Here is an 18,904-nt window from a genome sequence, read left to right as displayed (position 1 = left end):
TGCCCCTTCGCCTCCCCCTAGACGACGAGGGCGCCGTGCGGGAAGGCTGCGGCGTGGATGCTCCGGAGTATACCACCCGGGCGGCCTTCGAGGACGCCCGCGGTGGACGGGATTTCGCCTGGGACGGAAACGGCCTCTGGCGCTGCGGTTCGCTGGCGGGCTTGCGGCAGCCAAGCGTGGCGATCGTCGGAACGCGAGCCGCGACGCCGTACGGGAGGCGTTTGGCGCGTAGCTTCGCGCGCGAACTTGGGGCAGCCGGCTGCTGCGTGATCTCGGGCCTGGCGCTCGGGATCGATGCGGCAGCGCACGAGGGCGCGCTGGACGCCGGCGCGCCCACCGTCGGCATCTTGGGCAGCGGTCACGCCCGTTTCTTCCCGCAGCGGAACCGCGAGCTCGCCGAACGCATGCTCGCAGGGGGCGGAGCGGTCCTCTCGCCCTTCCCGCCCGAGCAAGAGGCCGCGCCGTGGCATTTCCTTGCGCGCAACGCGATCGTCGCGGCGCTCGCCGACGCGGTGCTCGTGATCGAGGCGCCGGCGCGCAGCGGCGCGCTCAACACGGCGGGGTGGGCCGCGCCGCGCATCCCCGTGCTGGCCGTCCCGGGCGATGTCGACCGCGCGCACGTCGCCGGTTGCCACGCGCTGATCCGCGACGGCGCAATTCTCGCGCGCTGCGCCGCCGACGTGCTCGAAGTGTTGCATCTTCCCGGCCGCAAGCCGCCTCCGGCGATTCGTCGCGACGGCGCGCCCGGCGCGCTCTTGGCCGTCCTGTCAAACGGCGAACGCGATCTCGACGATCTGGTCGAAGCGACCGGATTGCCCGCCGCGCAGGCGCTCGCCGAACTCGCGATGCTCGAACTCGAAGGCGTGGTCGAGCGCCGCGGCGCAACGCGTTTCGCATCCAGTTGCGGCTGATCGGCGGCGCGTTAGTCGCCGATGCTGTTCCAAAACGAATATGGCACACCGTTCTCCTTGAGAAACGGTTCGAGCTGGCTCGCCGTACTTTGGTGGAAACGGCGGCGGAGCGCGTCCAGCAGACCGCGACGGCACCGCAGCAAATCGAAGGGGCCCTGACCGCGCTTCAACGCCGCCAAGAGTTTGGGCGTGTCGACTGCCGCGACCGTCAACGTCCACTCGTATTCGTTGTAGCCGAAGAGCGACTCGACGCCTTTGCCGAGATCCTGGCCCTCGACGATCAAGTCGCCTTCCGGTCCGAGCCGGGCCGAGAGCGAGCGCCAATCGGTTGAGGTTCGTTCATGGCGCAATTCAACTGTCCGGGACGCGCGCCATATCGCAGGGATGCCGAGCGCTGCGGTAACGCGCCTAATTGCTTCGGACAATAATTCGCAGCGCATCGCTAACAGCCGTTCACCACGATATGCTCGGCGCCTCTTCGGGAGTACCGAGACGGGTGGAGTCTGCGTCCGTTCGCGAAGGCGTGACCGAGCGCCGCGACGCAACACGCTTCACATGCACCTTCGGTTGATTGCCGTCGACAAGATTCGCACCGGATACATCGCCGATGCGTGCGCCGATTTTCGTAAGCGGCTGGAGCCGTATTTCAGCTACGCCGAGATCGAAGTGCGCGCGGCGCACGGCGGCGACCCGCAAGCCGCAGTGCGCGAGGAGGCCGAGCGCATCCTCAAGCACGTGCGGCCCGACGATCGCGTGTGGCTGCTCGAACGCGACGGAGCCGAATTTTCCAGCACCGGGCTCGCCGCGGAAATCGAGAAAATCGCGCGCGACGGGACCTCGCGCCTGACCTTTGTCGTAGCCGGAACCTATGGTGCGGACGCGACGCTGCGCGATCGCGCGAACGTGCTATGGTCGCTCTCGCCGCTGACGTTCTTGCACGAGTGGGCTCGCGCCATCGTGCTGGAACAGCTCTACCGTGCGGCGAAGATTTCGCGTAATGAACCCTACCACCACTGACGAGGGTTCGGCGGACGCTGAACCCATGTTGCCCGACGACGCGCTCGACGCATTCGCGCGGGCGATCGAGGCGATCGTCGGGCGCGCGTATCCGCAGGCGCCGCCGGCCGCCGTCGAGTTCGAGGCTCCGCGCCGGCCGGAGTTCGGTGATTTCGCGACCAACGTCGCGTTCTCGCTGGCGAAGATCGCGCGCCGCTCGCCCAACGACGTCGCGAATGCGCTCATCGAGCAACTGCGCGCGCAATCGCCCGAGATCGCCGGGCGCTTTGCCTCGATCGACGCGGTTGCCGGGTTCATCAACGTGCGACTCGCGCCCGCTCTCTGGCAGGCGCTCGTCGCGCAGATCTTGCGCCAAGGCGCGGACTTCGGTCGCGCGCTGCCGCGCGGAGAGCGCATCTCGCTCGAGTTCGGCAGCGCCAATCCGACCGGTCCGCTGGTCGTCGTGCAAGGACGCACGCTCTCGATCGGCGATACGCTCGCGCGCGCGTTCCGTTTCCGCGGCTACGACGTCTTTGCCGAATGGATCATCAACGACGCAGGCTCGCAGGTCGAGACGCTCGGCCGTTCGCTCTACGCTCGCTACATGCAGCACTACGATCCGTCCTATCCATTCCCCGAGGACGGCTACCCCGGCGATTATCTCGTCGCTCTCGCCCAGGCGATCGCGCGGCGCGACGGCGAGAAGTGGCGCGATCACGCGGACGCGATCGCGACGCTCGCGAAATTCGGTCGCGATGCGATCGTAGCCGAACAACGGGCGACCGCGGAACGCTTCGGCGTTCATTACGATCTCTGGCAGAGCGAGCGCGAGTTGCGCAAGTCCGGCCGCATGAACGAGGACCTCGACAAACTGCGCGCGATGGGATTGATCTACGAAGCCGACGGCGCGCAGTATTTCCGCACCTCGGAATTCGGCGACGACAAGGATCGCGTCATCATCCGCAGCGACGGCAGCCCAACCTACTTTGCGCCCGACATCGCCTACCACTTCGAGAAACTCAGCCGCTCGAACCGTGCGATCGACATCCTCGGTCCCGACCACCACGGGTACATCGGGCGGCTCAAAGCGGCCGCTGCGGCCATGGGCTTCCCCGGCAAGCTCGATATCTTGATCGCACAGCAGATTACGCTGATGCGCGGCGGCGAGCAGGTAAGCATGAGCAAACGCGAGGGCAACATCATCACCCTCGACGAGATTCTCGACGAAGTCGGCGTCGATGCGGCGCGCTTCTTCTTCGCGATGCTCAGCACCGACTCACCGCTGACCTTCGACTTGAAACTGGCAGTCGAGCAGAGCAGCGACAACCCGGTCTACTACGTCCAGTACGGTCACGCGCGTATCGCCTCGGTGCTGCGCCGCGCCGACCCGGCCGACGTCGATGCAGCGCGCGCCGTTCCGCCGCTAACCGTCTTGAACGAACCGGCCGAAATCGCGCTCGCGCGCCGCGTCGCCGAGCTGCCCCGTGTCGTGCAGGGCGTCGTCGACCATCTCGCGCCGCACCGGCTCACCAAATACGCACGCGACGTCGCGACCGAGTTCCACCAGTTTTACGCCGAGTGCACGATCTTGGTCGACGAGCGCGACCTCCGTCTCGCGCGACTCGCGCTGTGCGTTGCCACGCGATCGGTGCTCGCGCAGGTGCTCGAACTGATCGGCGTCAGCGCGCCGGAATCGATGTGAGATCGGCACCGAAAAGCTAGGCCGTCTTTGCCGGGCGCTATGGGATCTGAAATGCGTCCTTGATTGCTGCGTTGAGCCGCTCGACATCTTCGGCATCGGTAAACCTACGAATCAGCCGTCCGATATCAGAGCGCCGGTAAAAATGCGGCAGGTCGAAGCGGATGTAGCCTCGGAGATCATGCGCGTCTCTTAGCGAGAGAATATCCGGCAGTCCGTGGCACTGAAAGGGCGGCGGCTTCGTGCGAATCGGCACCGCGACGACAGTTTCTTGGGCGGCACATGCGTCATCATGGGAGATGAGCAGAACCGGACGATCCTTCCCAAGTGCCGTGGCAATGCGAACGTCGAAGCGATTCAAAAGCTTAGATCGACTCGTCGTCCAAGACCTCTTTTGCCCGGTTCACGAAGGCCTCGAGGTCGTCGTAGATTTCAGCTCCGGTCTCAAACGCATTAGTTAGCACGTAAGAGGAATCCATCGCGTATTCAGCTTCGATGGCAGTGAAGTATGTGTATTGCATCGTGCTGTTCCTTTTCGCTACGCCTATTGAGGACCAGATGGCGGCGCCTGTGGCGGGCGCGCAACCTGTCGGATGTCGAGCGACGTCCGTGTCAGCTCTTCGCCGTCAACGAGAAGCGCGAACCAATACGTGCCAGCCTCCTCCACGATTGGTTCAGCCGAAATTTGCTGTAGATTCCAAGTCAAGTTAGCCGATTTTATTTGCGTGGTGAACGGGACATCGGGCCCATTGCCTTCGGCGCGTTGCACGCCACGTGCGTCAAATGCACGAAACTTCGTCGAATATATCTTGCCTGGCTGACCTCCCGAGACAATCACGACCAAGGTAAGCGGTGGAAGGACTTGAGGGAATTGCCAGGTCGCCGCAGTTGGCTGCACACCGAGAATATTAGCCCTCCCTGCGGGTTCATCTGCGTCCCTTGGGCTAGCAGCATTAGAGCCCGGGGAAGATCCGGTCTAGGCATGCTTCCCCACTTCGGTGAACCGCTCGGCTTTCATTTGGTCTTTGTTTCCTATCGCACGAAACTAACCGCCGCGTAACATTCCTGCCATATGCGCCCCCGTGCCGTCCCTTTTCAGCTATGTTCGTTGGTCCTAGCGCAGCGCCGTTTCCAAGCGCGCACCATCCGGACTACCCAAGCCCGTCACCGGATCCCATCCGGTGCCCGCCTCATACGCGCCGTTGCTTCCGCTGGTAATGTCGTGCAAGGGACCCGGCGAATTCGGATACCCCGCAAGCGTGTAGAGCTTGGGGTTGAGAAAACCCGCGCTGGTTCCGAGCTGCTGGTTCATCAGGGCGATCAGCGCGGCCCATAACGGCGCCGAAGCGCTCGTTCCGCCGACGACTTCGCTCGTTCCGTTCACGCGGATCGCGTAACCGGTGTTCGGATCGCCGTCGGCGCACACGTCGGGCACGCCGCGTCCGCCGCTCGGATCGGGGGGCGCCGGAACGTTGGCGTTGATTTGCCAGGACGGAAGCGCGAAGACGGCGCTCACGCCTCCGCCGGAATCACTCCACGCCACCTCGGAATTGATTTCGCCGCCTGAGGCGCTGACGGTCGTCGCCCCGCAGCCCAGCGCATGCGGACTCGAAGCCGGAAAATCCGCGTGCGGCGCGCCGTCGTTGACACCGTCGCTCGAGCCGCCGTCGCCGGAGGCAACGCAGACCGTCACGCCCATTGCCGCCGCTGCCGCGCAGGCGGAGTCCAGCGCGTTCATCGCCGCGCTCGTCCATTCCGACTCCGGCGCGCCCCAACTGATCGAGATCACCGACGGCTCGTTGGTTTGGTCGTGAACCGCGGTCGTCACCGCGTCGATGAAGCCCTGATCCGTGTTGGGCGTGAAGTACAGGACGATCTTCGCTCCGTGCGCGATCGTGCCCACCATTTCGACGTCGAGCATGACTTCCGTGTCCGCATCCGATCCGGGGGAATTCGTCGCGCCGTCGACGGTTACGATCGTGACCGCCGGCTCGGAAACGCCGAGTTGCGCGCAGTACGCCGAGAAGTCCGCAGCCGTGTAGCCGCCGCCGAGTTCGATGATGCCGATGGTCTCGCCCGTGCCGTCGACTCCGCTCGGAAAATCATAGAGCGCAGCGATTTGCGGCGGCGTGAACGACGTTGCCGCGTGTTCGGCGATTTGAAAATGCGGACGCGCTTGCGGACGCGTGTCGAGCCCGAGCACTGCCTCGATCACGTTTTGCAATGACGGCGGCAGTGAAATCGTTCCGGTGCGAGCGCGAAAGGACTTCGATTCGACTTTGTATGTCGAAAGCGAAACCCCGAACGCCTCGCTCATCTGCGCGACGTTCCCTTCCAAACGAATCGTGCGGCGTGCCGGATCGCGCTCGATCACGCTGAGCCGGTGATCGCGGGCAAATGCCTCGACGCGTTCGAGATCGCCTTCACCGGCGCCGTACGCGCCGGCGTACTCTTCGCGCGTCAGATGACCCGGAGGCGGCGCACTCGAGTGTTTCGAGCGCACGATCACCGTCACCGTGACCCGCTCGGCCGGATCGGAGGCGGCAACGAACTCGCCGGGCGGCCGTTCGCGCGTGCTGCCGGGTACGACCCAACGCTCCTCGTCCATCGAACGCTAACCTCTGCCGGCGGGCTCGGGATGCGGTACGATCGGGCCGGCAGCCGGGGATTCGACGCCGTGCTGCTGCATCAGCTCGTAGAGACGCCGCAAATATTCGCTGCTTGCGCGTTCCTGATCGACCGCGCGCCGGACGAAGAAATTCACCGACAGGTTTATCGTGGTGTCGGCGAACTCGTGAACTCGCACGTATGGCTCGTGCGACGCTCGCGGATCGTTGATCTCCTCCCCCATGCGCGAAACGGCATCGAGCGCGAGCTTCTCGACGAACGTAAGATCGCTGCCGTATGCCACCCGCAGCGGAACGCGCACCGCGACGCGCGGCTCGGGGAGGCGATAGTTGATGAACAGTTCTTGCGCCAACACCAAGTTCGGAACGACGACCAAGTTGTTCGCCGACTCACGGATCGAAATGCTGCGCCAGTTGATGTCCTCGACGAAGCCTTGCTGGCCGCTGGGAAGCGCGATGTAATCGCCCGGCCGAATCTGGCGCGACGCGACGAGCTGGAGTCCCGAGAAAAGATTGGCGAGCGGCGGCTGCAGCGCAAGCGCAACAGCCAAGCCGCCGACGCCGAGCGCGGTGAGCAGCGGCGTTATCGCGATCCCCAACGAGCTGAGCGTGATCAGAAAGCCGATCACCACGACCACGCCGCTCGCGACGCTGGCGAGCAGCGTCGCGGACGCGATCTGTTCGCCGGTTCCGCGCGTGAACCGGTGCACCGTGTTGGCGGCTAAACGCGCGCCGATAATCGTGACCGACGCCAGTACGAGCACGAGCAGCGTCTCGTCGAGCAGATGTTCGATCTTCGCAGGCGCCGACGATATCGTGAGCGCGATATGGATACCCAGGGCGGTGCTCCAGAACAACATCCCGGCTTCGAGCGCATCGACCAGGGCGAAGAGCCACGCGTGCCCGCGCACGTATGCCATCTTCGAAACCTTGCGCGTTAGGATCAGTTCGACGAGCGCTCCGGCGCCTGCCGCCACCACGATGCAAGCGACCGGAATTACGATCGCGCGAATCGTGGGCCAGGTCGAGGGGAAATCCATGCGGCTCTTCTACCCGCCGGCCACGATCTCTACGCCTGATTAAGGCGCGCGTTCAGCCACGGAGCGACAAAGTATCGCCATAAAATCTTAATGAGCGCAGCGGCCGGAATGCCGAGCAGCAAGCCCGGTATACCGAAGAGTTCGCCGCCGGCGAACACCGCGAACATCACGCCGATCGGCGAGACCCCGACCGACTGTCCCATGATCTTCGGGACCAAGATATTGTCGCTGATGCGCGCCATCACGAACATAATGACCTGCACCCAGAGAATCATCCAGCCGCCTTGCGGAGCACACAGCACGACGGCGATGGCCTGCGCGATCAACATACCGATCACCGGGATCGCGTACGCAATCGCGGTGATGATGCCGAGGATCAGGGAAAACTTGAACCCGAGCAGCGCCGAGAGCACGGCGACGACGACGCCCGTGATTGCGCTCACCAGCACCTGGCCCGAGATGAAACTGCCGAAGGTGTCCGTGACCTCGGTCGCCAGTTTGCGCGCGGTCGCGCGCCGCTTGGCCGGAAAGAGCGACGCGAACGCTTCGACGATCTGTTCGTCGTTGAGTAAGAAGAAAAACGACAGCACGATCGACGAGAAGGCCACGAAGAACGCGGTCGCCGTGCCAATGACGATCGCACCGAGCGAGGTCAGCGTCCCTGTCGCGAGCGCGGTGAGCCGTTCACTGCCGAGTTGGCCGATGTCGAATGCGCCGGGCGGAACGTGCAGCCCGGGCACGCGGTTTTGCAGCCAGAGTTCGGCGGCATGCGACCAGTTCTGTACAGAGACGACGTATGACGGTGCGTTGGTGATCAGGGCTTGCAATTGCGCGATCGTCAGCGGAACGATCACGAGCAGGCCGACGACGATCACGACCAAGAGCACGACGAAGACGATCGTGATCGCGAGCGCTTTTGGAATGCCGCGCACGGTCAGGCGGCGGCAGACGGGTTGTAAGCCGAAGGCGATAAACGCCGCGATCAGAAAAATCGAGATCGTGCGCGGAATGTGCTCGGCAAAAAGGTAGAGCACGATCGCGACCGCGATCGCGATCAGGATGGTAAAGAAACGCCGCCAGCCGGCCGGTGTTACAGCGTTTTGCACAGCAGCCGCCGCTCGGTGCGATACCCGGCGCGTTCGTAGAGCGCTCGAGCCGCCGCGTTCTCCTCGGTCACCATCAACGCCATATACGGCGCGCCGCGCCTTCGGGCCTCATGCTCCGCGTTCGCAAGCAGGGCTGACCCGACTCCCATGCCGCGCCGGTCGCGTTCCACGGCCATGTACACGATGAAGGCCTGGTCTTCGCCGGTTACCTCGTCGGGCAGCGAGTCCAGAACGAGCATGAATCCGACCGGAAGGCCGTCGTCTTCGGCGATCAGGCCCGTGTAATCGCGTTGGTCGAGGATCGCCAGGAGCCGTTCGAAGTTCGTCAGCACCGCGGCCGGATCGGGGTGCCGCAGCGGCGAGACACTGTCCATCGCGGTGCGCTTTCCCAGCGATTCGATGAACGCGCGGTCGGCCGCGGTTGCGCTACGGATTGCGAGCTTCAAGTTCGGCGCGAACCGGGATCGTCGATCGGTTGACCGTTCTTGCACTGCGGACAATCGGCGGGATCGTGCGATTCCAGCGGCATGTTCAAGAGCGCGCGGGTCGGCACGCCGAAGTCGGCCGCGCCCCGCTGCACGATCACGCCGACGCCCGCAACGCTCGCTCCCGAGCGACGCACCACGTCGATCACCTCGCGCACCGAGAGCCCCGTGGTCACCACGTCCTCGACGACCAAGGCGCGATCCTCGGGCTTGAGCGAGAAGCTGCGCCGCAGCGTTGCCGCGCCGTCCTCTTTCTCGACGAAGATCGCGTCCGTGCCGAGCTGACGCGCGGTTTCGTAGCCGAGCACGATGCCGCCGACCGCGGCACTCACCACCACCGTCGGTTTGGTCGCGCGAAATGCGGCTGCAATCTCTTTGGCGACCGCCTCGACCAGCGGCGGGTTTTCGAGAATCCGAAACTTTTGGATAAAGACGTCGCTGTGGCGCCCCGAGCTCAAGCGAAAATGTCCGCGCATCAGTGCACCGCGCTCGCGCAAGGCGCGCTCGAGATCGACCTCAAGCAAGGGCGTGAATATCTGCCAGGATCGCACGAGCCGCCGCGAGCGGATCGGGGGCCTGAACGATCGGACGCCCCACCACCAGATAGTCGGCGCCGGCGGCGACGGCCTGCGCCGCCGTCATCACGCGCTTTTGGTCGCCGTGCACCTCGCCCACCGGACGAATTCCGGGCGTCAGCGTGAGGAAATCTTGACCGAAGAACCCTTTCAGATCGGCGACCTCGTACGCGCTGCACACGACCCCGGCGCAGCCGGCATCGCGTGCCAGCGCCGCAAGCCGCGTGGCGTTCTCACCCGGTCCGCCGTGCAGCCCCAGCTCGGCCAAATCTTCGGGTGCGTGGCTGGTGAGAATCGTGACCGCGAAGACCTGCGGCGCCGCGATGCCGAGTTCGTCCGCGCGCTCGGCCGCCGCTTCGACCGCCGCGCGCATCATCTCCACCCCTCCCAGCGCGTGCACGTTGACGATCCGGGCACCGGGACGTACCAGTTGCTTCATCGCGGCACCCACCGTTCGCGGGATGTCGTGCAATTTCGCGTCGATGAAAAACCGAACGTCGCGAGCTTCGCAGTACGAGAAGATGCGCTCCGGGTAACCGTAGAGTGACTCCATCCCTACTTTGAAGATCACGTCGAGCTCGTAGAGCCGATCGATCAGCTGCTCCGCTTCGTCGGCGGAGGGAACGTCGAGCGCGACGATCAGTTGCGCCACGGTTTCAGCCTCACCCCTCGTCTCCTTCGTACTGATACGCGTTCGCGAATCCCACGTTCGCTTTTCCTACGATTTGCGCGAGCGAGCGCAGGTTACGCTGCTGCAAGTATAGCATGAGCTCGGCAGCGATCCCGACCGGTATTTGCGGATCGGTGAAATTCGCGGTACCGATCGAGATTGCGCTCGCGCCGGCGAGCAGAAACTCGAGCGCGTCGCTCGCGGTTTCGATACCGCCCTGCCCGACGATCGGAATCTTCACCGCGCGCGCTACTTCGTACACCGCGAGTACCGCGATCGGACGAATCGCCGCTCCCGAAAGGCCGCCGGTGACATTGCCCAGCCGCGGCTGCCAACGCTCAACGTCGATGGCCATGCCGCGTACGGTGTTGATGACGGCCAGCGCGTCCGCACCGGCGGCCTCGGCCTCGCGCGCGATCGAAGCGATGTCGGTGACGTTCGGAGAAAGCTTGACGATCAGCGTTTTGTCGGTTACGCCGCGCACCGCGCGCACGACCTCGGCGGTAAGGTGCGGATCGCACGCAAACGTTTCGCCTTCGCTCGCGACGTTCGGGCATGAAATGTTCACTTCGAGCGCGTCGATTTCGGCACGCGCGGCGAGCCGTTCGCCGACGTAGGCATAGTCATCGACCGAGAATCCGGCCACGCTGCCGATGATCGCGCACGGGCGGTTCGCGAACTTCTCGACCTCGTGATCGAGATACCACTCGATCCCGGGATTCTGCAATCCGATCGCGTTGAGCATGCCGGCGGGTGTGTGTACCAGACGCGGCGTCGGATTCCCCAGACGCGGCAAACGCGTGACGCTCTTGAGCACGACGCCGCCGATACGCGCGAGATCCACGAACGGTGCGAACTCCTCGCCGCTTCCGTAACAGCCGCTGCCCATCAGCGTCGGGTAGTCCAATTTCAACGCGCCGATCGTCACCGAGAGATCGACGCCGCGGGCGTTCACCATCGCAACTCGTGCGCCCAAAACACGGGGCCTTCTTTACACACGCGTGCATACACGACGTCGCTTCCGTCGCGTTCCGGCGGCGGGAAACTCGGCGCCTGCGCCGAGGTGCCGGCCAACGGAACGACGCAACCCCAGCAACCGCCGACGCCGCAGGCAAACGTTTCCTCGAGCGAGAGTTGCGCCGGAACGTTCATTTCCTCCGCGATGCGTGCAACCGCGCGCAGCATCGGCGTCGGCCCGCACGCCAAAATCAGATCGGGGGGTTCGTCGGTTCGGCCGAACAGCTCGGTGACGTAGCCCGAATGACCCACGCTGCCGTCGTCGGTCGCGACGTGAACCTCGCACCCATGGCGCGCGAAACGCTCGCGCTCGACCAACGAAACCGAAGAACGCGCGCCATAGTAGAGACGCACCCGCGCACCGGCGCGCACGAGTGCCTGCGCCGCAAGCAGTACCGATGCGATTCCCACGCCGCCGGCGACGATCGCCACGTCACGCGCGGCGCCAAGTGTAAAGCCGTTGCCAAGCGGCCCAGCGAGCGAGATTACGTCGCCTTCACGCAGTGCCGCAAGCTTGGCCGTGCGTTTACCGACGACGAAAAATAGCACGCTTGCACGGCCTTCGCTCGCCTCGTAGATGCCAAGCGCCACCGCGGCGCTCTCGCCGCTCGGCGGAACGACCATGACAAACTGCCCGGGAACAGTCATTCTGACCAGCTCCGGTGCGTTGAATCCAAGCAACACCACGCCGGGTGCAAGCTCTTGTCGATCGAGGATGAAGGCGTGATGGATAGCAGCGGAGGATGCGGCAGTCGCCATATGCGTGGACGCATTTTCGCCAAATTTTAAAAAAAGTCCGTGCGCCGCACTGAACCGCGGAGCAACAACGGCCGTTATAGATAGTAGAGAGTGAAAACTCGGAAAGGAGGGTCCGCAGATGGCAGGTCTCATGGTCTTCAAGTCTCTAGCCGACGCGCTTCGAGCCGGCTACCAAGTCTACGATCGTACTGCGGACGGGTATCTCGTGCGAACGAGAACGACGGCAGGATGGGCAATCGCGCTGGTCTCCTGCAAGTGACCCCTCCTCGACGCATCCGGCTTTATACGTGAATCATCTTCGCAGCAAATGACGACGCCGGTTCCACGGAACCGGCGTCGTCATTTCTTTTAGCGCTGATCCGGAGGCTGAACCGGGCGCTCGATTTCGGGCGTCGGTCCCGGCCGCCAGGCGTAGGGTCCGCCCGGAGGCTGGGGCGACGATCCCGGCGGTGGCGGCGGCGGCCCGAAGGTCGTGTGCCGGAACCCGCTTCCCGGCCCAAAACCGGGAAGGCGCGCGCCGTTGAGCACCGCGTTCACGATTTGGGCGATGCCGACGAACATCGGTACCAGGCCGCCGAGCAACCAGGGACCCACGTACGAAATGCCGGCGAGCGGACCGATCGAACCCAGACCGATCAGCAGTGCCAACCCGATGCACGTGATCGTGATGCCTTTGCGAAGTTGACGTTGCGCGTAATAGTAGTCTTCGAAGTAGCCGGCCGGAGGCGGGTAGCCGCGTTTGCCAGGGGGAGGGGGAGGCGGGGGCATCGGGCCGTAGCCGGCTCCCGGCATCGGGGGGATGCCCGAAGGGGGCGGCACCATGCCGCGGCGGATCATCTCCATCCGCTCGTTGTGGGCGAAGACGCGCGACACGATCCAGGCCGCGACCGGTGCTCCGAAGATCACCATGATCGCGATCGCCGCGACAAAATCGTCGTTGCCATGATCCATTAGAATTCTCCCTTCGTCACAGGCGCGGGCCCCAGCCTTCGAAGGTAGGGCGCAGGGCTTGAGCGGAGTCTGGAGCGCAGGCGTCCGGCAGCGTCGGGCGTGTACCGTGGGGGAGCGTTTTGTTCAGCGTCATCGTCAGGACCATGATGGGGTTGGGCCTCCGTAGTTCGTCCTGCCACAGATACGTCCGGCTCACCGGCATGTTTCAGCGGCGCCCGCGAAACACGCCGCCCCCGCCGGACGTATTCCAGACGTGGTCGCAGCACTCGCGGAGGCGCCCCGTATAAACACGACGGAACGCTCCGGCCCCGAGGACGGTGAACTGGTAGCGATGACGCTTGGAGGTCACTCCGAGGCGTTCGCCACGCTGGTCGAGCGCTACGATCGGGCCGTCTATCATCTCGCGTATCGCACGCTGCACGACGTCGAAGAAGCGCGCGACGCCGCCCAGGAGGCGTTCTTCAAAGCCTACCGCTCGCTGCGAACGTTCAAACCGGGCGCGAAGTTCTCGACCTGGATCTTCGCAATCACCTACCATGCCTGCTGCGATCGCTTGAATCGCCGCAAGCGTTATAGTAACGATGAATTGCCCGAACGCGCCGACCCCGGTCCCGGGCCGGAGACGCAAGCCATCGCCATCGATCAGGCGCGCCGCCTGCACGATGCCATCGATCGGCTCCCGGAGAAGTATCGCGCGGTGATTACGCTCTACCATTTGCAGGGAAAACAGTACGACGAGATCGCCGAAGTATTGGAACTGCCGATGGGAACGGTGAAGACGCATTTATTCCGGGCAAAGGAGCATTTACGCAAGCTCCTGCGCGCGGAGGAGGTAACCGAATGACGTTCGATAACGACGATGCGCTGGATGCGGCGCTCTTTGCCCTCCCGCTCGAGGAACCGCCGGCCGATCTGCGCGCCGCGATCTTGACGGCCACCGTGTATCGTCCCGCACCGCTTTTCTCGCCGCGCGAACTGATCTTTCTGGGCGTGATGTGCGCGCTCGTCATCTGGCTCGTCGCCCTCGTAATCATGGGCGGCGGTTCGCTCTTCGCGTATTCACTGCAGGCACTGGGCGCCGGAACGCAGCGCGCGCTCTCCGATCAGACGTTGCTCGCGTGGGTGGCAGCCGGCGGTGCGACCGCGGTCTGGCTTTCGATTTTCACCGGATTCCAACCGCGTACGCAGGGCAAGGCGGCGGATCGTCGCTAACTCCGGTCGGATGGAGTCTGAGCGCAAATTCAAGGTTTTGGTGATCGAGGACGATGCGGCAATCAGCCGCGTGCTGAATCTCGAACTGGAACACGAGGGATACGAGGTCGAGATCGCGCGCGACGGACTCGAGGGTTTGGAGAAGGCGCTCAAGGAGCCGGACCTGGTGATACTCGACCTCATGCTGCCGCGGATGGACGGCCTGGAAGTCTGCCGCCGTATTCGCGCCAAGAGCCGCGTTCCGATCATCATGCTGACCGCCAAGGATCGCGTGCCCGACCGGGTAAGCGGGCTGGACGTGGGAGCGGACGACTACCTCACCAAACCGTTCGCTACCGAAGAATTGCTGGCGCGCGTGCGCGCGCGTCTGCGCGAGCGGCATCCGCAAGGGAACGTGATCCGTCATCAGGACGTAGTGATGGACCGCGACCGGCATGAAGTCTCGCGCGCCGGCAAGCCGGTGACGTTGACCGCAAAGGAATACGCGCTGCTCGAATATCTTCTGCTGCACCGCAACAAGGTGCACACGCGCGACGAGCTCTTCAACGGCGTCTGGGGCAGCGATTTTCTGGGCGACTCGAATCTCATCGACGTCTACATCCGTTATTTGCGCGGAAAGATCGACGAGGGATTCGACGAGAAATTGATCACGACGGTGCGCGGCGTCGGTTATACCATCAGGGATTGAGACTCTCCCTGCGGTGGCGCATTGCCGCCTCGTACGCGTTGTTGTTGCTGGCCGCCCTGGGCGCCACGAGCGGCGTCATCGTCTGGCGTTTTCAAGCGATCCTCTACGCCGAAGCCCGTTCTCGGATCAATTCGACCATGGACGAGATCGTGAACGCCACGCAACCGGTCACTCCGTTTTCGCTCGGCAACGTCACGACCGATTCGTTCTTGCAGATCTTCAACAGCAATAACCTGGCCGCGTGGCAATCGCCAACGACGTTCATTCAAGTCGACACGGTACGGGGATATCCGATCGCGCGCTCGCCGAACCTGGGCGCGGCGAGTATCCCGGCGAACCTCACCTTGAGCGCTAAGCACCCGCGGGCGTTTCGAACGGTGCAGCTCGGCGAGCGCACGTTGCTGGTGGAAGACCGGTTCTTGCGCAGCGGTTCATTTGCGGTGATCGTTCACGTGGCCGAATCGCTCGACCAGCTGCAGCGAACCTTCGCGCAGACCAGCCGCACGATTTTTACGATATTGATCGTGGCCGCTACGCTGGTCGTCATACTTTCGATTCTCTTGGCCTCGCAAGCGATCGGCCCGATCACGCGGCTTTCACGTGCGATGCGCGAAATAGGATCCGAGCGTCTCGACCGCCGGCTGCCCGGTGCAAGCCGGCCGGACGAGATCGGCGAACTCACCCGCAGTTTCAACGATCTCCTTGCGCGTCTCCAAGAAGCCTTCGCGCGCGAACGGCAGTTCATCTCCGACGCGTCGCACGAGCTCAAAACGCCGCTCACGTCGATCAACGCCAACGCCCAGTTGCTGCTGCGCTGGGGTGATCGCGACGAGCGGATCCGGCGCGAAAGCCTCGAGACGATTCAACGCGAGAGCGCGGCCTTGGCCGATATGGTCAATGGCATGCTCATGCTGGCCAAAGCCGATCGCGGCGACGCGATTCCCAAGGAACCGGTCTCGCTCTCGCTCGTCGCGCAAGAAGCGCTTCGGGGCGTTGCTCAACGCGCGGCCGAGAAGGGGGTGCAGCTCGAGTTCGACGCGCCCACGCCCTCGCCGCTCGTCGAAGGCGACGCACATTTGCTGCGTCAGTTGGTGAGCAATTTGCTGGATAATGCGCTCAAATTCACCGCGCAGGGCAGCGTGAGCATACGCATCGGCGCCGACGACGGCACCGCGTGGATCGAAGTCGCCGATACCGGGCCGGGGATTTCCGACGAGGAGTTGGGGCACGTCTTCGACCGGTTCTACCGCGCCGATAAAGCACGTTCGCGCGACGTGCCGGGAACGGGTTTGGGGCTTGCAATCGTCCGTTCGATCGCACACGTGCACGGCGGCGAGGTGCAAGCGGAACGTGCGCCGCAAGGAGGTGCGCTCTTTCGGGCACGGTTCCCCCGAATTACCGACACGCTCACCGAGTCTTCATGAAGCGGCCTCCGTTGCCGCCTATCATCAGACTATGACGGCGACCACTAGGCGGCGGGGGCTCGCAGGGCTCCTGGCTGTCTTTGCGTTTTTTGCCGGCGTGTGTGCGCGTGCCCATGCCGCGAACATGTATATTCCGACCACGCCCGCACCGTTCATCGTCCTCCAAATCGGTAACGGCTCGGTAACGATCCGCACCTGGGACCGCCCCGGCATCCAGTTCGAGAGCGACCCCTCGATCACGTACACCCATGCGCCGCCGCGCGACATCGCTTCGCGCGTTCCGCATCAGATCATGTTGTGGTCGCAAACGATTCAGACACCCGTCGGCCAACTCACCCTCGCTCCCGAACCGTTTTTACTTCCCCCTTTTGCTCCGGGTGAGCACGATGCAATCATCGTGCGCGGCGACGGGGACGTGACGCTGATCGTGCCCCAGCAAACGCCGCTGATCTTGGCAAACGTAAGAGTTGGCTCGATAACGCTCGAGGACTTTCAGGGCACGGCGTTCGTCGCGCACGTCACCGCCGGCGAGGTTCATATAAACGACAGCTCGGGAACGGCCGCGATCCAAGTGAACAACGGCCCGATCTACGTGGACAACTCGGCCTTCGGACGCCTTCGTCTGCGAACCGGCCGCGGAAACATCCTGATGAGCGGGTGCCGTTCGCAGCAGATCCAAGTCACGAGCCTCGCCGGCTCGATTCTCTACGACAACGGCTTCTTCGAGCCCGGGCTCGCGCAGTTCGAAACCGACCGCGGCGTCGTCGCGCTCGGCGTTGCGAACGGCGCACAGATCGACGCGCATGCGGGCAGCGGACGGATCTTTTACGATATCGGGCCGGACGGCAGCGTTAACCGCAGCCCCAACGACGCGCAGGCAACGCTGATGGGCGGCGGTCCGGTGGTCACCGCGTCGAGCGTCGACGGCGGCGTGGTCTTCTATCGCGGCGCGCTTCGCGACCATCCCGAGCTCGAGCGCCGCGTCGGGCCGCGGCTGCGCAATGCGGGGCAGAACCCGCCGTTCCCCTAGGGAAGCTAGAGTAGGTACTTCCGCATCATCGCCATGTCGAGTTTGAAAGTGTGCTGCGGCAGCACCGCCTCGACGCCGTATCCGCACGCTTCGAAGAAACGCTGCGCACCGCGCAGGTGCGGAACCATTGCGGTCATCTTGTGGCAGTTGTAGTAATTTGCGACCTCGGCCATCGCGTCGAGGAGCGCACGCCCCAAGCCGCCGCGCCGTCGTTCTTGCGCGACGATCACGCGATCGACGTGACCCAGAGACGCCGCGATGCGCACCACGCCGGCGCCGAGCATCCGCTCGTCCTCGAGCGCGGCAAAGCCATAGGATTGTTCGTGCCACACGACCGGAAATTCGTAGAAGGCCCGCAACGCCTCGCGCTCGTGTTCGCGGAAAAACGACTCGAGCGCCGGCGGCTGCAGGCGCACGACCTCAAGCGACAATCGCCGCAACCTCGGTATCCACGTCGACTTCGAGACCGTCGTAGGCGGCAATCGCTCGAATACCCAGTTCGTCTTCGAGGCTCTGCGCGAGTTTGGCCGGCTCCGCTTCGAGCATCTTGGTGCCGAAATGTTGAAAGATCGCGACGCGGGGCGAAACGGATTCAACGACGCGGCGCGCGTCGTCCCAGGTGAGGTGATCGACGTTCATCGCATCGTGAAAGCGCAGTACGTTGACGATCAGGACGTCGGGTTCATGCCTTGCGTAATCTGCCGCGAGGCCATCGAAAAACCGGCCGCAGGGCAGATACGATACGCGCAGCCCTCCTCCGCGAAAATGCATACCGTAGGTTTGTACGGCATGATGGTGCGCGAGCGAGGTGTAGAGTTCGACGTCGCCGAGGTGATACGGGCCGCTGCTCGGCTCGAGGACTTCGATGCGCTCGACGAAGCGCTGCGCGTAGGGAAGGACGCTCGGCTCTCCTTCGAGTGCGTCTTTCGGCGCGAGCAGCACGCCGCGCCGCCGAAACCCGCCCGAGGTCATTGCTTCGATCATCGCCGTCGCGTCGGCCGCGTGGTCGAGGTGCTTGTGCGAGAGCGCGATGGCCGAAAGTTCGCGCGGGTTGCAGGGCGGCACGTGCGAGAGTGCGCGCACGAGCGCACCGGGCCCCGGGTCGACGTGAATCTGGGTCTGCCCGAAGCGCAGCCACATGCCGCCTGACGCGCGAAATTGCCGCGCGACGACGAAGCGCGCGCCGCCGCTGCCGAGAAAGAGAATGCTAACCGACAAGTGTGCCGGCGTAAAAGCTAAAGAATTGATCGAGATTCGAGCGGTACTGCTCGAGGACGACGCTCCACATGTGCAGCGCGGCCGTACCCGCCTCGGTCAGGGTGTACACGCGCCGCGCCGGGCCTTGGTCTTTCGAATCCCACCACGAGGCGATATACCCGTCGCGTTCGAGTTGACGCAGCGCGCGGTAGATCGTACCCGCGTCGGTGACGACGTCGAACTTGAGCTTGAGATCCTTCATGATCTCGTATCCATGAAGATTGTGATCTTTGAGCATGACGAGAAGCCAGGCCATCAAGTAGTTCTTTGGCGTGCCTCTGGGCGGCAGGCCGCACTCGCGCCCTCCGGGAGAAATGCCGGCGTCGATCATTGCCCCTCCGGTCATGGGCCATGCGGACCATGGCCCTGCTACGTTGGCGGGTAGTTGAACGAACGCGAAATGCGGACCTTCGGCAAAAGTCGCTTTTGCGTGGTATTTATACCACTAGTGATCCTA

Annotated in this window: 24 protein-coding genes; 9 read left to right on the top strand and 15 right to left on the bottom strand. The window is 64.1% G+C overall.

Annotated elements, in window-relative coordinates; translation table 11 throughout:
* Positions 1-53: 53 nt before the first annotated feature.
* Positions 54-911 (top strand): DNA-processing protein DprA, encoded by an 858-nt coding sequence (locus VMF11_04315; protein ID HTU69525.1) that lies wholly within the window; start codon positions 54-56, stop codon positions 909-911.
* An 11-nt stretch (positions 912-922) separates the two neighbouring features.
* Here VMF11_04315 and VMF11_04310 read toward each other — a convergent pair whose 3' ends face one another.
* Entirely contained in the window at positions 923-1,261 is a 339-nt protein-coding gene (locus tag VMF11_04310; protein HTU69524.1) for a hypothetical protein, read from the bottom strand.
* A gap of 205 nt (positions 1,262-1,466) precedes the next feature.
* Between VMF11_04310 and VMF11_04305 the strand changes: the two genes are divergently transcribed.
* Both VMF11_04305 and argS read left to right on the top strand, forming a co-directional pair.
* Positions 1,467-1,928, top strand: a complete 462-nt coding sequence (locus VMF11_04305) for a 23S rRNA (pseudouridine(1915)-N(3))-methyltransferase RlmH (protein ID HTU69523.1) — start codon at positions 1,467-1,469, stop codon at positions 1,926-1,928.
* Positions 1,929-1,953: 25 nt separating this feature from the next.
* The gene (argS, locus tag VMF11_04300; GenBank protein HTU69522.1) at positions 1,954-3,609 is read left to right on the top strand and encodes an arginine--tRNA ligase; all 1,656 of its coding nucleotides are present in this window, start codon (positions 1,954-1,956) and stop codon (positions 3,607-3,609) included.
* A 37-nt stretch (positions 3,610-3,646) separates the two neighbouring features.
* Here argS and VMF11_04295 read toward each other — a convergent pair whose 3' ends face one another.
* The 10 genes from VMF11_04295 to VMF11_04250 all read right to left on the bottom strand — a co-directional run bounded on the left by VMF11_04295 (position 3,647) and on the right by VMF11_04250 (position 11,885).
* A complete protein-coding gene (locus tag VMF11_04295) occupies positions 3,647-3,967 on the bottom strand; it encodes a type II toxin-antitoxin system PemK/MazF family toxin (GenBank protein ID HTU69521.1) in 321 nt (106 codons plus the stop codon).
* 4 nt (positions 3,968-3,971) lie between these two features.
* A complete protein-coding gene (locus VMF11_04290) occupies positions 3,972-4,127 on the bottom strand; it encodes a hypothetical protein (GenBank protein ID HTU69520.1) in 156 nt (51 codons plus the stop codon).
* 593 nt (positions 4,128-4,720) lie between these two features.
* Positions 4,721-6,214 (bottom strand): S53 family peptidase, encoded by a 1,494-nt coding sequence (locus VMF11_04285; protein ID HTU69519.1) that lies wholly within the window; start codon positions 6,212-6,214, stop codon positions 4,721-4,723.
* Positions 6,215-6,220: 6 nt separating this feature from the next.
* The gene (locus VMF11_04280) at positions 6,221-7,273 is read right to left on the bottom strand and encodes a mechanosensitive ion channel family protein (GenBank protein HTU69518.1); all 1,053 of its coding nucleotides are present in this window, start codon (positions 7,271-7,273) and stop codon (positions 6,221-6,223) included.
* 29 nt (positions 7,274-7,302) lie between these two features.
* Positions 7,303-8,379 (bottom strand): AI-2E family transporter, encoded by a 1,077-nt coding sequence (locus VMF11_04275; protein HTU69517.1) that lies wholly within the window; start codon positions 8,377-8,379, stop codon positions 7,303-7,305.
* A complete protein-coding gene (locus VMF11_04270; GenBank protein ID HTU69516.1) occupies positions 8,364-8,825 on the bottom strand; it encodes a GNAT family N-acetyltransferase in 462 nt (153 codons plus the stop codon). The genes VMF11_04275 and VMF11_04270 overlap by 16 nt, the downstream gene beginning before the upstream one ends.
* Positions 8,822-9,388, bottom strand: a complete 567-nt coding sequence (gene pyrE / locus VMF11_04265; protein HTU69515.1) for an orotate phosphoribosyltransferase — start codon at positions 9,386-9,388, stop codon at positions 8,822-8,824. The genes VMF11_04270 and pyrE overlap by 4 nt, the downstream gene beginning before the upstream one ends.
* Positions 9,381-10,091: an orotidine-5'-phosphate decarboxylase gene (gene pyrF / locus VMF11_04260; GenBank protein HTU69514.1), complete on the bottom strand. Its 711-nt coding sequence runs from the start codon at positions 10,089-10,091 to the stop codon at positions 9,381-9,383. Before pyrF ends, pyrE begins: the two co-directional genes overlap by 8 nt.
* Positions 10,092-10,101: 10 nt before the next feature.
* Complete coding sequence (locus tag VMF11_04255) at positions 10,102-11,085, bottom strand: dihydroorotate dehydrogenase (protein HTU69513.1); 984 nt, start codon at positions 11,083-11,085, stop codon at positions 10,102-10,104.
* Positions 11,061-11,885 carry a dihydroorotate dehydrogenase electron transfer subunit gene (locus tag VMF11_04250; protein HTU69512.1) on the bottom strand — a complete coding sequence of 275 codons (825 nt, stop codon included), beginning with the start codon at positions 11,883-11,885 and terminating at the stop codon, positions 11,061-11,063. Before VMF11_04250 ends, VMF11_04255 begins: the two co-directional genes overlap by 25 nt.
* A gap of 118 nt (positions 11,886-12,003) precedes the next feature.
* Here VMF11_04250 and VMF11_04245 point away from each other — a divergent pair, with 118 nt between their 5' ends.
* Positions 12,004-12,144: a hypothetical protein gene (locus tag VMF11_04245; GenBank protein ID HTU69511.1), complete on the top strand. Its 141-nt coding sequence runs from the start codon at positions 12,004-12,006 to the stop codon at positions 12,142-12,144.
* Between the two features lie 89 nt (positions 12,145-12,233).
* Here the strand turns inward: VMF11_04245 and VMF11_04240 are convergent, their stop codons facing one another.
* Complete coding sequence (locus tag VMF11_04240; protein ID HTU69510.1) at positions 12,234-12,836, bottom strand: hypothetical protein; 603 nt, start codon at positions 12,834-12,836, stop codon at positions 12,234-12,236.
* 253 nt (positions 12,837-13,089) lie between these two features.
* On the opposite strand from VMF11_04240, the gene VMF11_04235 reads away from it, so the two are divergent.
* The 5 genes from VMF11_04235 to VMF11_04215 are packed head-to-tail and all read left to right on the top strand — an operon-like array spanning position 13,090 to position 17,190.
* Complete coding sequence (locus VMF11_04235) at positions 13,090-13,680, top strand: sigma-70 family RNA polymerase sigma factor (GenBank protein HTU69509.1); 591 nt, start codon at positions 13,090-13,092, stop codon at positions 13,678-13,680.
* Positions 13,677-14,048 (top strand): hypothetical protein, encoded by a 372-nt coding sequence (locus VMF11_04230; GenBank protein ID HTU69508.1) that lies wholly within the window; start codon positions 13,677-13,679, stop codon positions 14,046-14,048. The genes VMF11_04235 and VMF11_04230 overlap by 4 nt, the downstream gene beginning before the upstream one ends.
* Positions 14,049-14,058: 10 nt before the next feature.
* Positions 14,059-14,736, top strand: coding sequence for a response regulator transcription factor (locus VMF11_04225; GenBank protein HTU69507.1), 678 nt, complete (start codon positions 14,059-14,061; stop codon positions 14,734-14,736).
* Positions 14,733-16,160, top strand: a complete 1,428-nt coding sequence (locus VMF11_04220; protein HTU69506.1) for an ATP-binding protein — start codon at positions 14,733-14,735, stop codon at positions 16,158-16,160. Before VMF11_04225 ends, VMF11_04220 begins: the two co-directional genes overlap by 4 nt.
* Before the next feature lie 31 nt (positions 16,161-16,191).
* Positions 16,192-17,190: a hypothetical protein gene (locus VMF11_04215; protein ID HTU69505.1), complete on the top strand. Its 999-nt coding sequence runs from the start codon at positions 16,192-16,194 to the stop codon at positions 17,188-17,190.
* A 5-nt stretch (positions 17,191-17,195) separates the two neighbouring features.
* Here VMF11_04215 and VMF11_04210 read toward each other — a convergent pair whose 3' ends face one another.
* Genes VMF11_04210 through VMF11_04200 form a run of 3 tightly spaced genes read right to left on the bottom strand, consistent with a single transcriptional unit; the run spans position 17,196 to position 18,703 of the window.
* Positions 17,196-17,621: a GNAT family N-acetyltransferase gene (locus VMF11_04210; GenBank protein ID HTU69504.1), complete on the bottom strand. Its 426-nt coding sequence runs from the start codon at positions 17,619-17,621 to the stop codon at positions 17,196-17,198.
* Entirely contained in the window at positions 17,611-18,408 is a 798-nt protein-coding gene (locus VMF11_04205; GenBank protein ID HTU69503.1) for an MBL fold metallo-hydrolase, read from the bottom strand. Before VMF11_04205 ends, VMF11_04210 begins: the two co-directional genes overlap by 11 nt.
* Entirely contained in the window at positions 18,398-18,703 is a 306-nt protein-coding gene (locus VMF11_04200; protein ID HTU69502.1) for a helix-turn-helix transcriptional regulator, read from the bottom strand. The genes VMF11_04205 and VMF11_04200 overlap by 11 nt, the downstream gene beginning before the upstream one ends.
* Between the last annotated feature and the right edge of the window lie 201 nt (positions 18,704-18,904).

Source organism: Candidatus Baltobacteraceae bacterium (assembly GCA_035502855.1).
Lineage (GTDB): Bacteria > Vulcanimicrobiota > Vulcanimicrobiia > Vulcanimicrobiales > Vulcanimicrobiaceae > Aquilonibacter.
The sequence above is the reverse complement of the archived record's forward strand: the minus strand, read 5'-3'. Positions and strand labels throughout refer to the sequence as shown.

Bases quoted from the DNA above. Each gene is read 5' to 3' on its own strand.
- VMF11_04250 (HTU69512.1), bottom strand. From the start codon at position 11,885: ATGGCGACTGCCGCATCCTCCGCTGCTATCCATCACGCCTTCATCCTC.
- VMF11_04215 (HTU69505.1), top strand. From the start codon at position 16,192: ATGACGGCGACCACTAGGCGGCGGGGGCTCGCAGGGCTCCTGGCTGTC.
- VMF11_04305 (HTU69523.1), top strand. From the start codon at position 1,467: ATGCACCTTCGGTTGATTGCCGTCGACAAGATTCGCACCGGATACATC.
- VMF11_04225 (HTU69507.1), top strand. From the start codon at position 14,059: ATGGAGTCTGAGCGCAAATTCAAGGTTTTGGTGATCGAGGACGATGCG.
- VMF11_04200 (HTU69502.1), bottom strand. From the start codon at position 18,703: ATGGCCTGGCTTCTCGTCATGCTCAAAGATCACAATCTTCATGGATAC.
- VMF11_04285 (HTU69519.1), bottom strand. From the start codon at position 6,214: ATGGACGAGGAGCGTTGGGTCGTACCCGGCAGCACGCGCGAACGGCCG.
- VMF11_04280 (HTU69518.1), bottom strand. From the start codon at position 7,273: ATGGATTTCCCCTCGACCTGGCCCACGATTCGCGCGATCGTAATTCCG.
- VMF11_04245 (HTU69511.1), top strand. From the start codon at position 12,004: ATGGCAGGTCTCATGGTCTTCAAGTCTCTAGCCGACGCGCTTCGAGCC.
- VMF11_04290 (HTU69520.1), bottom strand. From the start codon at position 4,127: ATGCAATACACATACTTCACTGCCATCGAAGCTGAATACGCGATGGAT.
- VMF11_04230 (HTU69508.1), top strand. From the start codon at position 13,677: ATGACGTTCGATAACGACGATGCGCTGGATGCGGCGCTCTTTGCCCTC.
- argS (HTU69522.1), top strand. From the start codon at position 1,954: ATGTTGCCCGACGACGCGCTCGACGCATTCGCGCGGGCGATCGAGGCG.
- VMF11_04240 (HTU69510.1), bottom strand. From the start codon at position 12,836: ATGGATCATGGCAACGACGATTTTGTCGCGGCGATCGCGATCATGGTG.